Annotated in this window: 12 protein-coding genes; 8 read left to right on the forward strand and 4 right to left on the reverse strand. The window is 60.5% G+C overall.

The window, feature by feature from the left end:
• The first annotated feature begins 28 nt into the window (after positions 1–28).
• The 6 genes from B195_RS13385 (at position 29) to B195_RS13410 (ending at position 6,296) form a co-directional block, all read left to right on the forward strand.
• Positions 29–1,570, forward strand: a complete 1,542-nt coding sequence (locus B195_RS13385; RefSeq protein ID WP_003446212.1) for an MFS transporter — start codon at positions 29–31, stop codon at positions 1,568–1,570.
• A gap of 157 nt (positions 1,571–1,727) precedes the next feature.
• Positions 1,728–2,411 carry a response regulator transcription factor gene (locus B195_RS13390; RefSeq protein ID WP_003446214.1) on the forward strand — a complete coding sequence of 228 codons (684 nt, stop codon included), beginning with the start codon at positions 1,728–1,730 and terminating at the stop codon, positions 2,409–2,411.
• Complete coding sequence (locus tag B195_RS13395) at positions 2,389–3,777, forward strand: HAMP domain-containing sensor histidine kinase (protein WP_010656928.1); 1,389 nt, start codon at positions 2,389–2,391, stop codon at positions 3,775–3,777. Before B195_RS13390 ends, B195_RS13395 begins: the two co-directional genes overlap by 23 nt.
• A gap of 221 nt (positions 3,778–3,998) precedes the next feature.
• A complete protein-coding gene (locus B195_RS13400) occupies positions 3,999–4,805 on the forward strand; it encodes an ABC transporter substrate-binding protein (protein ID WP_003446218.1) in 807 nt (268 codons plus the stop codon).
• Between the two features lie 75 nt (positions 4,806–4,880).
• Complete coding sequence (locus B195_RS13405) at positions 4,881–5,609, forward strand: amino acid ABC transporter permease (protein ID WP_003446219.1); 729 nt, start codon at positions 4,881–4,883, stop codon at positions 5,607–5,609.
• A gap of 3 nt (positions 5,610–5,612) precedes the next feature.
• The gene (locus B195_RS13410; RefSeq protein WP_003446221.1) at positions 5,613–6,296 is read left to right on the forward strand and encodes an amino acid ABC transporter permease; all 684 of its coding nucleotides are present in this window, start codon (positions 5,613–5,615) and stop codon (positions 6,294–6,296) included.
• Between the two features lie 95 nt (positions 6,297–6,391).
• Here the strand turns inward: B195_RS13410 and B195_RS13415 are convergent, their stop codons facing one another.
• The 4 genes from B195_RS13415 to B195_RS13430 form a co-directional block, all read right to left on the reverse strand.
• Positions 6,392–6,727, reverse strand: coding sequence for a DUF3325 domain-containing protein (locus tag B195_RS13415; protein WP_003446223.1), 336 nt, complete (start codon positions 6,725–6,727; stop codon positions 6,392–6,394).
• A 1-nt stretch (position 6,728) separates the two neighbouring features.
• A complete protein-coding gene (locus tag B195_RS13420) occupies positions 6,729–8,267 on the reverse strand; it encodes a PepSY domain-containing protein (RefSeq protein WP_003446224.1) in 1,539 nt (512 codons plus the stop codon).
• Positions 8,264–8,554, reverse strand: coding sequence for a hypothetical protein (locus B195_RS13425; protein WP_003446231.1), 291 nt, complete (start codon positions 8,552–8,554; stop codon positions 8,264–8,266). The genes B195_RS13420 and B195_RS13425 overlap by 4 nt, the downstream gene beginning before the upstream one ends.
• Before the next feature lie 119 nt (positions 8,555–8,673).
• Entirely contained in the window at positions 8,674–10,932 is a 2,259-nt protein-coding gene (locus B195_RS13430) for a FepA family TonB-dependent siderophore receptor (protein WP_003446233.1), read from the reverse strand.
• Between the two features lie 348 nt (positions 10,933–11,280).
• Between B195_RS13430 and B195_RS13435 the strand changes: the two genes are divergently transcribed.
• Positions 11,281–11,622: an FKBP-type peptidyl-prolyl cis-trans isomerase gene (locus tag B195_RS13435; protein ID WP_003446235.1), complete on the forward strand. Its 342-nt coding sequence runs from the start codon at positions 11,281–11,283 to the stop codon at positions 11,620–11,622.
• Positions 11,623–11,662: 40 nt separating this feature from the next.
• Positions 11,663–12,769 carry a DUF1615 domain-containing protein gene (locus B195_RS13440; protein ID WP_037001888.1) on the forward strand — a complete coding sequence of 369 codons (1,107 nt, stop codon included), beginning with the start codon at positions 11,663–11,665 and terminating at the stop codon, positions 12,767–12,769.
• Positions 12,770–12,886: the final 117 nt, after the last annotated feature.

Raw genomic sequence — 12,886 nt, forward strand, 5'->3', positions numbered from 1 at the left:
TTGAGACTCATCATCCAGGAACTGCGCCATGAAAACTGTCAGCCCACGCCTGACCCTGCTGACTGCCAGCGGGGTGTGTTCGTTAATCGTGCTCGATACCAATATCGTCGCGGTCACCCTGCCCAGCATCGCCCGCGACCTTGGGGCCAACTTTGTCGATATCGAATGGGTGGTCAGCGCCTACATGTTGGCATTTGCGGCCCTGCTGCTGCCTGCCGGGAGCATTGCCGACCGCTTTGGCCGCAAGAAAACCCTGCTCTGGGGTTTAAGCATTTTCATCCTTGCCTCCATCGGTTGCGGCGCTGCCCCCAACAGCCTGTTGCTGGAGATCGCCAGGGCCGTCAAAGGGGTCGGCGCGGCTCTGTTGCTGACTTCAGCATTGGCCTCCATTGGCCACGCCTTTCATGACGAGGTCGAACGTGCCAAGGCCTGGGCGTTCTGGGGGGCGTGCATGGGCGTGGCGATGACGGCTGCACCGACCCTTGGCGGTCTGATCACCGAATCCCTGGGCTGGCGCTGGATTTTCTACCTCAACCTGCCCGTGGGCTTGCTGCTGATGCTGCTGGTCAGGCATGCCATTGCCGAGTCCCGGGATCCCCAGGCAGCCCGTCTCGACCCCTGGGGCAGCCTGGCCTTCAGCGCCAGTCTGCTGTGCCTGATCTGGGGCCTGATCGAAGCCAACCGCATTGGCTGGGACAGCCCGATGACCTATGCCCGCCTGAGTGCCGGAGCGTTATTGCTGGGCTTGTTCGTATGGGTCGAGGCGGTGCAACGGCGGCCCATGATTGACTTGCAACTGTTCCGTCACCCGCGCTTTATCGGTGCCCTGCTCGGGATGTTTGCCTACGCCGGTTGCGCACAAGTGATGATGACGCTGCTGCCGTTTTACCTGCAAAACGGCTTGGGCTTCAGCGCCGTCGCGTCGGGCCTGGGCATGTTGCCGTTTGCCCTGGCCATGCTGATCTGCCCGCGTATTGGTGCCCGCCTGGCCTCGCACGTCAGCCCGGCCAGCCTGATGGCGGCAGGCCTGACCCTGGTTGGCTGTGGCAACCTGCTCAGTGCCTGGGCGGTGGACCATGGTGGCTACTTGAGCTTTGCCCTGACCACTGCAGTGACCGGTGCCGGAGCCGGCTTGCTCAATGGCGACACACAGAAAAACATCATGGCCTGCGTACCCCGGGACCGGGTGGGCATGGCGTCCGGCATGAGTACCACCATGCGCTTCAGCGCCATCGTGCTGGCCATCGGTGTATTCGGTGCCTTGCTTGGCAGTCACACCGAGCAAAACCTGCAGGCCAGCCTCAGGCAGCAAGCGCGGCCGTGGCTTGAACAGAGCCACTTTATTGCCACAAGGGTGGTGGCGGGAGACATGCCGGGAGCCCTGAGCCAACTGCCAGAGGCAGCCCGCACACGCATTGAACCGCTGGCAACCCGGGCTTTTGTTTCCGGCTTCGGGGTGGTGCTGTGGGTGGCCGGGATCCTGGCCTTGCTGGGCGCACTGCTGGTGGGGACGCTGATGCGCAAACCGATACCGCAGATGGCAACCGCGCGGCCGGCCCTGCAGGAATGACCCGGTCTGCAGGCGCGAGCTTTTTCAAGATCAAAAGATCGCGGGCATGCTCGCCCCTGCGGGGCTAACCTTTCGAACATGAAGAAATATTCAGAAACGTTTCAGCTTTTTGTGGGCAAAATGTGCTCACTGCACAAAAGGCCCATCAGGTGACGGTATGACCCGGATTTTGACCATCGAAGACGATGCCGTAACGGCAAAAGAGATCGTGGCTGAGTTGAGCAGCCACGGCCTGGAAGTAGACTGGGTAGCCAATGGCCGCGAAGGTCTGGTGCGCGCCGTGAGCGGCGACTACGACCTGATCACCCTCGACCGCATGCTGCCCGAGCTCGACGGGCTGGCGATTGTCACCACCCTGCGCACCATTGGCGTCAGCACCCCGATCCTGATGATCAGCGCCCTCTCCGACGTCGACGAGCGGGTTCGCGGCCTGCGCGCAGGTGGCGATGACTACCTCACCAAACCCTTTGCCAGTGACGAAATGGCCGCCAGGGTTGAAGTCTTGCTGCGCCGCAAAAGCCCGGCCGACAAACACGAAACTTCGCTGCGGGTCGCCGACCTCGAACTCAACCTGATCACCCGCGAAGCCAGCCGCGCCGAGCAACAACTGAGCCTGCTGCCCACCGAATACAAGCTGCTGGAATTCCTGATGCGCAACACCGGGCAAATCCTCTCGCGCATGATGATCTTCGAGGAAGTCTGGGGCTATCACTTCGACCCGGGCACCAACCTGATCGACGTCCATATCGGGCGCCTGCGCAAAAAAATCGACCCCCAGGGCCAGGTGCCTCTTATCCGCACCGTTCGAGGCTCGGGTTATGTCATTGCCGAACCCCTCTAAGGGCTGGCGTTCTTCCAGTAGCCGTCTGCTGGCGCTGTACAGTTTTCTGTTCGTGGCCTGGAGCTGCATCCTCATGGGGGTGCTGTACTACGAGGTTTCGGATTACCTGGGCAACCTGGCCAAACACTCGTTGATGCAGCGCCAGCACCTGTTTGCCCGTTTTCAGGGCGAGCAACTGGACGAAGCGCTCGCCACCAGCATGACGTTCGATATGCGTGCAGTTGATGCTTATGGACTGTTCAATGCGCAGCACCAGCCCCTAAGCGGTCCGATACAAAGCATCCCCGAAGGTCTGCCACTGGATGGTCGGATCCATGAACTGAGTACCTGCATCGACTCCGATGATCCGAATCTGCCGCAAGACAGCTGTGATGCCGTAGCCACGCAGACCCGCGACGGCCGCTGGCTGATACTGGTGCGCGATAACGGTTCGCTGTTTGCCGTGACCCGGATCATTTTGCATGCCCTGCTCTGGGGGCTGTCGCTGACCATCATTCCGGGCATTGCCGGCTGGCACTTGTTGCGCCGACGTCCGCTGCAACGCATCAGGGCGATTCAGGCCAGCGCCGAAGCGATTGTCGCCGGCGATCTGACCTGCCGCTTGCCGCTGTCCAACCGCCGCGATGAGCTGGACATGCTGGCCGCCATTGTCAACGCCATGCTCGACCGCCTCGAGCGGCTGATGCACGAGGTCAAAGGGGTATGCGACAACATCGCCCACGACCTGCGCACCCCGCTCACCCGTTTGCGGGCGCAGCTGTACCGGATCCGGCAGCAAGCCGTCGAAGGCTCTGCCCAGGCCTTGCAAATGGATGAAGTGATTGGCGAAACCGACACCCTGATGGCGCGTTTTCGCGGGTTGTTGCGCATCTCCGAACTGGAAGACCACCAGCGTCGTTCGGGCTTTGTGCAACTCGACCCGCGGCCTTTACTCCAGGAGGTGTACGACTTTTACCTGCCCCTGGCGGAGGAAGGCCAGGTCACCCTGACCCTGGATATGCCCGAAACCCTGCCCGGGCTGACGGGCGACCGGGCGTTGCTGTTTGAGGCGCTGGCCAATCTGTTGAGTAACTCGATCAAATTCACCCCGCCCGGCGGTGAAGTGATCCTGCGGGCGGTGAACGATGAAGGCAGTCCGCGCATCGAAGTGCTGGATACCGGGCCCGGCATACCGCAAGCGGAACGGGTGGCGGTGTTCCAGCGTTTTTACCGCAGCGATGACAAACACGGCGGGTTTGGCCTGGGTCTGTCCATCGTCGCGGCCATCGTCAACCTGCACGGTTTCAGCCTCGATGTCGGCGACCGCGAGGGCGGCGGTGCGAAACTGACGCTGCACTGCCGACAAAGCCTGATCAAAGTGGGCTGAGCCGCCCACCACCCATCACCCATCACCCCCTGTAGGAGCGAGCTTGCCTCGCGAGCTTTTAGCGTTGTATTGCGGATCGCAAAAAGCTCGCGAGGCAAGCTCGCTCCTACAAAGGCGCATATACCCCAAGAGAATAACCAAATAGTTTTATATTCTTTTTTAAACTCTAAATTTCCTGCAAGACTCTCGTCATAAGCATTCCAACTCATGATGAGAACGAAATGAAAAAACTCACTGCCCTCACCGCTCTGACCCTGGCTGTTTTGTCGGGGCTGGCCCACGCCGATCGTCTGGATGACATCAAAAAGTCTGGCGTGCTGCGCGTAGCTTCCTTTGACAGCAACCCGCCATTTGGTTTTGTCGATGCCAAAAGCAAGCAGATCGAAGGCCTGGACGTGGACTACGCCAAGGCCATCGCCGACAAACTCGGGGTAAAACTGCAGTTACAGCCAACCAACCCGGCCAACCGCGTACCGCTGCTGGTCGCCAACAAGGTCGACCTGGTACTGGCCAACTTCACCATTACCCCGGAGCGCGCCGAACAGGTGAACTTCAGCATTCCCTACTTCGCCTCAGGCCAGCAGTTCATCGTCAAGAAAGGCACGCTCACATCCCCGCAGGAGCTGAACCAGTGGCGCGTGGGCGTGGACAAGGGCACGGTCAACGAAGGTGTACTGCGCGAGAAATTCCCCGGCGCCAAGGTGGTGGCCTATGACGATACGCCGTTTGCCTTCACTGCCCTGCGCAACGGCAACGTGCAGGCCATTACCCAGGACGGTCCGAAGCTGATCGGGCTGCTGGCCAATGTGCCGGACAAAGACAAGTACGAAGTGCCGCCGTTCACCATATCCAATGACTTGATCGGTGTCGGTATTCCAAAAGGTGAAGAGCGCCTGACCGAAGTGGTCAACCAGACCCTTACCGACCTCGAAGCCCAGGGCAAGGCCCAGGGCATCTATGACACCTGGTTCGGTCCGACCACCAAGACTCCGCTGACCCGTCTGTACAAGATTGGCGACAAGAGCTGATCAGACTTCGCAGCACCTTCAAGCCCGTCACGGTCAACCGGACGGGTTTTGTTCGTTTCTGGATGGACCCTGTTTATGTTTGGTGAACTGCTTGGCCCGAAATACCTGCACTGGTTGTTCGATGGTTTTGTACTGACCCTGATCCTCTCGCTCCTGACCTGCCTGGTGGCCACCGGGCTGGGTTTTCTGCTGTGCCTGGCACGCATCTCGCCGTCCCGTCTGTGGTCGTGGCCGGCGCGGGCCTACCTGGCCCTGTTTCGCAATACACCGCTGCTGGTGCAGCTGTTTTTCTGGTACTTCGGGGTCACTGCGATGCTCCCCGAGGGGCTGGTGATATGGCTCAATCAGCCGCGCAGCCTGGCATTGGGCCTGTTTGACATTGAATGGCCGTCCTTTGAATTCATTGCCGGGTTCTGGGGCCTGATGCTCTACACCGCCGCCTTTATTGCAGAAGAGTTCCGCGCTGGCGTCAGCTCGGTGCGGCTCGAACAGCGGGCGGCCGGTCTGGCCCTGGGCTTCACCCCGGCTCAGGTGTGGCGCTATATCGTGTTTCCCCAGGCAGTACGCACGGCCTTGGGACCGCTGCTGGGGCAATACATGAATGCGCTGAAAAACTCTTCGCTGACCATGGCCATCGGCCTGGCCGAGCTGTCCTACGCCTCACGCCAGGTCGAGACTGAGACCTTCAAGACGTTCCAGGCCTTTGGTTTCGCGACCCTGCTGTATGTGGCCAGCATTGCGCTGATCGAGGTGATCGGCCAAGGGCTGGCCCGCAGCAAGTGGTACAAACAGGGAGTGTTGTAGGCCATGGACTTTTCGGTAATTGGCGACAATCTGTCGTACTTTCTGCTCGGCGCCTACCCCGACGGCCCACTGGGCGGCGCGGCACTCACACTGCTATTGAGCCTGCTGTCGGGGCTGATCTCGGCGGTGCTGGGGCTGGTGTTGGGTATCGCCCTGGTGTTGATTGACGGCAAGGTGCGCTGGCTGCTGCTCGGTGTGCTCGGGTTTTTGCGGGCGATCCCGGTGGTCATGCTGATTTTCTGGAGCTACTTCCTGTTGCCCATCCTGTTCAAGGTTGACGTGCCGGCCCTGGCCACCGTGGTGTGTGCCCTGTCGTTGATCGGCGGCGCGTATCTGGCGCATTCGGTACATGCCGGCATCAGCAGCCTGCCCCCCGGGCAATGGGCGGCGGGCAAAGCGCTGGGGCTGAGCACCTGGCAAGTCCTGCGCCTGATCATCCTGCCCCAGGCCTTGCCGATGATGCTGCCCTCGTTCCTCAACCAGTGGATCACCCTGATCAAGGACACGTCGCTGGCGTATGTAATCGGCGTGGGCGAGTTGTCGTTCGTCGCCACCCAGGTGAGCAATCGGGTGATGGTGCATCCCACAGAAATCTTCCTGTTTGTGGGGCTGCTGTACTTCGTGTTTTGCAGCAGTCTGGACCTGATTGCCAACCGCTGGGTCAAGCCCGGGGCCAAGACCCGCTAACCCTGTAGGAGCGAGCTTGCCTCGCGAGCCTTTGAGCGGCCAACGAAGAGCTCGCGAGGCAAGCTCGCTCCTACAGGGGCTCGCTCCTACCAGGGTCAGGTCAGGGTGCTGATCACTGCCCACACCGGGGCAAATCCCAGGGGTAACCACACCGCCAGCCGCGGCCGGTATGGCAACAGCATCAGCAACCCGAAACCACTCAACGAAAGCATGCCGAACCAGCCGACAGGCCCCATGGCCCAGCCCCAGGCTTGCGCGCAAAAGTACAGGCTCAGCCCCAGGCTCAACCAGCCGGCCCCACGCAAGCCATGGCGCAATCCGGCCGGGGGCAGTTTGTGCCACAGCTGCTTGTAGTGGCGTTCAAGGCCCTGACAGAGCGCGAGCATGCCCAGGTAGGCGAATGCCCATCCAGCAAAAAAATCAGCCAGCATTTCAATTCACCTCGGCCATGACTGCAGTCTTTTTACGCGGCACCCGCTCCACCACCGGTTGCGAAACTTTCCAGCACGCCCACAACAGCATCGCCCCCAGCGCCATGGCCGTCAGTTCGACCCCCATGCGGCTGGGCAATGCCCATGGCCGGTCTACCGTCAAGACACTCAATAACGGCAAGCCCAGGCACATCAACCCGGCCAGCCCCAACTGCTCGCGCCAGGCCTGCATGCGCGGTCTGAGCAAGGCATGCACCAGACTCAAGGCCCATACCCCGAAGAACACGTTCAGCTCTGCATCTGCCCGCTCCTTGAGCCCCACCGGCAACAGGTGATTACCCCACAGCAAGCTGACGCAGGCCAGGCTCAAACCGGCCATGACCGTGACGTTGATGGCCTCCACCAGGCGATAGAACACCTGCCCGGCCCGGCTTTCACTGGCGTATTTACGTCGCCGCTTGACGGTGAACAACACCAGGCCGCTGGCGATCATGGCGCTGCTGATGAGCCCGCAAATGAAGTACAGCCAGCGCATCGGGTAGCCGCCAAACTGGGCGAAATGCAGGCCGGAAATCACCCGATGGGTAAGCACCGTCGCACGCATTTCGGTCGGCCCGGACAGTTGCTCACCGGTGACGCCATCAAAGCGCATGCCCTGGCCCTTGGTCAGGGCAATCCGGTTACCCAGAATCGGCCGGATCTGGATCTGGGCATTGCTCTGCCCGGGGTTGCTGATGTTTACCCCGCTCAATGGGCCCATTACCTCACGGGCCTTGGCCAGCAATGGCCCGATTGCCACCAGCGGCGCTGGCCCGGCCACTTGTGGGCGCTGGATCTCAAGGGCCGCTGGCGCAGAGTCCTGAGCCTTGAAAAAAGCTTCACGGTTGCCATCGAACAGCGCGTCCATGGCCGCAGGCATGTAAATCACCAGGAAAATCGCCAGTCCGCTGTAGGTGATCATCAAGTGGAACGGCAACAGCAGTACGGCGCTGGCGTTGTGGGCGTCGAGCCACGAACGCTGGCCCTTGGCCGGGCGGAAGGTGAAGAACTCCTTGAAGAATTTTTTATGAATCACGATCCCGCTGACCAGCGCCGCCAGCATGCCCATCGCCAGAGCGCCCACCAGGTAGATGCCGAGCATGCGCGGCATATGCAACGTGAAGTGGAACAGGAAGAAAAAACGACCACCCACCGTTTCGCGCACCGGCAAGACCTCGCCGGTCACCGGATCAAGGGTCACCGAAACTCCGTCCCGGCGCCCGCCCGTGGAGGCCTGCAACTGCGCAGAACGTTCGTAGGGCAAGCTGATGCCCCACTGTTTGGCGTCGGGCTTGTGGGCGCGCAAGTAATTCAGTGCGGTGTCCACCGCCTGCTCATTGCTCAGGTGGTGGGCGGGTAATTCGGGGTGCATCCAGTTGTCGATTTCCTGATCGAACACCGCGAGGCTGCCGGTCAGGAAGATTACGAACAATAACCAGCCGACCACCAGGCCGCCCCAGGTGTGCAGCCAGGCCATGGATTGGGTCAGAGTCTGCTTCATCCCAGGCGCTCCAGCAGTTGTGGCCAGAAACCGATAGCGCCCAGAGGGACCGCCAGTACGGCGCCCATCCAGGCCGACCATTGCTGGCGGGCAGCAAACGCCCAAAGGATGGCAAAGGTGTAAATCACAAACGACAGCAGGCTGGCGACGACCATCGAGTCCACGTTATCCAGCGGCAACAGGCGCGCCAGTGCCGCAGTAAAGGCATAGGTAAAGACGTAGCCGCCGACCAGTGCCGCCAGCGTACGAGACAGGATCGGCACCCAGGCCGACGTTGTGATGTTCATGTTTTAATCCTTGATCGAACCCCGGGTTTTCACCGGCACCAGATGCGACAACGGCGCGGCACCCGCGTGGGTGTCGCGCCTGTTAATGCCTGCTCGTGCCGAACAGGCCCGGGTTGTTATCAGAACGAACTGGTCACCGAGGCGAAGTAGGCACGGCCTGCCTCGTTGTAGGTTTGTGCGCCGGCTTCGTCAGCGTTGCCCTTGCGGTACAACTGCTTGTCGAACAGGTTGTTGATGCCCACCCGCACGCTGAAGTTTTTGTTGAATTCATAGCCGCTGCTCAACCCCACCAGACCATAGGGATCAACCGGTTGCTGGACCGACTTGTCCAGTTGTTCGTTGGCCCGGTTGTTGCGCTTGGGCGCTTCCTGTTTGCCGTAGTAAGTACCGCTGACCTGGAACGACAGTGCTTCGGTGGCGTACCAGTCCAGCGTGGTGTTGAGCGTGTACTTGGGGATGATGCTCAGCGGGTCGCCGGTTTCCTTGTCCTTGCTTTCGATCATGTAGGTCAGGTTGGTGTTCCAGTCCAGATCCTCGCGCAAGTTGACGAACAGATTGCCTTCGACCCCCTGAACGATGGCCTTGCCACTGTTTTCCCATTGCAGCACGCGACGCCCGTTGGGCAGGCGGAACGCCGACTCGTTGCTGGCGTTGATCTTGTTCTGGTAGTCGTTACGGAAATAGGTCGCGCTGGTACGCCAGGTACCTTTGTCGAACGCCAGGCCGATTTCTTTGTTGATGCTGATTTCCGGCTTCAGGTCCGGGTTGCCCACCAGGTAGCAGCCACCGATGTTGGCCTCGACCACGCTGCAACCGTTACCCCGGCTGTACAGCAGGTAGTTGGGGTTGGACTGGTACAGGTTCGGGGTTTTGTAAGCCCGGGCGATACCGCCCTTGATGCTCAGCTCGTCAGTGATCTGGTGCGAGGCGTTCAGGCTCGGGCTCCAGTTGCCGCCAAACTCATTGTGGTGATCGAAACGTACGCCCGGGGTGACGATGGTTTTGGCGCCGACTTCAATGTTGTCCTCGACGTAGAACGCGTAGCTGTTGGCGGTGGTTTTGGTCTGGCTACGGTCCTGGCCGGGAATCGCAGCATCGCCGTTGGCACCCGGGTCCCAGCTTTGCGGACGCAACGAGCCCGGATCATTCAGTGACTCGTACAGGTATTCGCCACCCACCGTCAGGACCTGGGCGGTGCCCATGGTCAGCGGCAAGTTCACTTCGCCGGTGGCGCGGGTATTGCGCAGGCGCGATTCGAACCGGCCGGCGCTCTCTGAAGGAGCGCCTTCACCATAACCGGCCAGGCCTTCGTTAAGGCGCGCGTTACGGGTCAGGTCGTGGCTCAGCGAGGCGGTGGTTGAGCCCCAGTCAAACGAGCCATTGTGGGTCGCCGAAAAGGTACTGCGCTGCAGCACGCTGGTTTCTTTGCCGGTGAGGCTGTTAACGAAGTCGCCACCGCTGTTGAGCATGGTGTCACCGGCAAAAATATTGCCCTGACGGCTGTAGCTGGCTTCCAGGTCCAGGCTTTGTTCCGGAGTGAACTGCCAGCTGAGCAAGCCGTTGACGTCCTTGTTGCGCACACCTTCGCGCCCCGCTACCACGCTGTCAGGCGAGGCTTGGGCGGCCGTATTGATGCCAGGATCATCGGCGTCGGTCTTGTTCACGCCGCCGTATACGCGGAACACCAGATCATCGGTGATCGGGCCGCTGAGGTTGAAGTTGGTACGCTTGCTGATGCCTTCGGAGTCGTCTTCAGGTGACAGGTAGTAGGCCGTGAGTGAGCCGCTGAGCTTATCGGACGGGCGCTTGGTAATGATGTTGACCACCCCGCCCATGGCCCCGGAACCGTAGCGGGCAGCTGCCGGGCCACGCAGGATTTCAATGCGTTCGACTTCTTCGGCCGGTACCCAGTTGGTTTCGCCCCGGGTGTCACGGTCGCCGCTCCAGCCGTAGCGCTGGGCGTTGCGCGAAGAAGACGGCTTGCCGTCAATCAGGATCAGGGTGTTCTCCGGGCCCATGCCGCGCAGGTCGATCTGGCGGTTGTTGCCGCGACTGCCGCTGGAGCTGTTACCGGTGAGGTTGACCCCGGGCTCTCGGCGGATGATGTCGGAGAGGTCGTTGGCCGGAGGACGCTTTTTGATGTCCTCTGCGGTAATGATCGAGACGCCTGGCGCCTGCTTCAGCTCTTGTGCAGCGGTACCCAGTACCCGGGTTTCCTCCAGTTGCACTGCTTGCCGGGTGCCATCGACCGGCAGGTCGCTGGCTTGCACCGGGACCTCATCGCGATCACGCTCCAGCGCGTCGGCGAGCAAGGTTGGCGAAGCAAGTGCGGCGACTATAGCCAGAGAAAATTGACTGCGTTTGAATCGAGACGACATGTCCAGTTGATCCCTTAACAATGGAGTGTGCTCAGCAGGCCAAAGGCTGGGATCGCGTGTGAACGGTCCGGATGGACCCGTGCTCGATTAGCGCTCCCCGGCACTGCCAGGGTCGCAATGATAAACAATCTCATTTAAGAGTAAAGCGCATTTGATAGTGATACTCGTTAAAAAGTTCCCTTGGGCCTTTGTTTTAGAGCCTTTGGCGGACAAAAAATATTAAATCGATTGCCGGATCCGTACCCTCTACAGGGCCAACAGTGCTCATTGCAGCGCCAAGAACATCACGGGCAAGCTCGCTTGGGCAGGGTAAACTGTTGCCCCTCTTCACTTTTTGAGTCCCGCATCATGGCTGACGAACTAAAGATCAATGACCTGGTACTGGGCGATGGCAAAGCCGTGGTCAAGGGCGCCTTGATCACCACCCAGTACACTGGCTGGCTCGAAAATGGCACAGTGTTCGACTCATCGTTCGAACGCGGCAAACCGTTCCAGTGCGTGATTGGCACTGGACGGGTAATCAAAGGCTGGGACATCGGTCTGATGGGCATGCAGGTCGGCGGTACGCGTACCCTGCAGGTTCCGGCACACCTGGCCTATGGTGAAAGAAGCATGGGCGCACACATCACGCCGAACTCGAACCTCAGGTTCGAGATCCAGTTGCTGGAAGTTCTGACCCGGGACGATTAAGTACCTTGCGCCGGGCCATTTTTTGAGGAGTCAAACCCTGTTGAACCGAGTCTTCCTGCAGTATTTGCTGCTTGCTCCATTAGCCGTGCTTGCCGGTTGCAGCAGCCAGGGCACTCAATCATTACCCGACCGGTCCCCGGAGCAGGTGCGGGCCAGGGTCGTGCAGTTGCTGCCGGCCAGCATTGCCGATCGCCAGGGCTGGGCCACTGATATCCAGGCCGCCTTTGCTGCGCAGGGCCTGGCCGCCAGTGATGAAAACCTGTGTTCGGTACTGGCCGTGGCCGAGCAGGAATCCAACTTCCAGGCCGACCCGCCGGTGCCGGGGCTGGCGAAAATCGCCCGCACTGAAATCAATCGCCGCGCCAGCAAATTGCATATCCCCGAATTTGTGGTGCGCAGCGCGCTGAACATCAGCTCGGCAAATGGCAAAACCTACAACCAGCGCCTCGACGCAGCCCGGACCGAGGGTCAACTGAGCGCCATTTTTGACGACTTCATCGGCATGGTGCCGCTGGGTAAAAGCCTGTTCGGCAATCTGAATCCGGTGCACACCGGCGGCCCGATGCAGGTCAGCATCGCCTTCGCACAAAAACAGGCGCGGGATTATCCGTACCCGGTTGCAGGCTCAATCCGCCAGGAAGTCTTCACCCGCCGCGGCGGTATGTATTTCGGTATTGCCCACCTGCTGGGCTATCCGGTGGACTACACGCAATCGCTGTACCGCTTTGCCGACTTTAATGCCGGCTGGTACGCCAGCCGCAATGCAGCCTTTCAAAACGCCGTGAGCCAGCTCTCCGGTATACCTCTGGCCCTGGACGGTGACCTGACCGTTCCCGGGTCCTATGCCCTGGGTTCTACCGAGCGGGCAGCGCGCGCACTGGGCAAGCAGCTCGACCTCAGTGACAACGCCATCAGAAACCAGCTGTTAAAAGGCGACCGCATTGAATTTGACCAGACCGACCTGTACCGCAAGGTGTTCGCCATGGCCGACCGCCAACAGGGCAAACCCCTGCCCCGCGCCGTACTGCCGGGCATTACCCTGCAAAGTCCGAAAATTACCCGCACCCTGACGACTGCCTGGTTTGCCAAACGGGTGGACGAGCGGCGTCAGCGCTGCATGAACCGGGCAAGCGCCTTGAAATCCTGAAGGGCCACGGGAGCCTTGTCGCAGCCTGCAGCAGCAAGCCCCCAGACTTATTCGCTTGCGAACATAATGATTGAAAAAGTTCATATGCGGAGTAAGGTAAGTATGACCTTATCCCAG

This window comes from Pseudomonas sp. Lz4W, from assembly GCF_000346225.2.
Taxonomy (GTDB): domain Bacteria; phylum Pseudomonadota; class Gammaproteobacteria; order Pseudomonadales; family Pseudomonadaceae; genus Aquipseudomonas; species Aquipseudomonas paraversuta.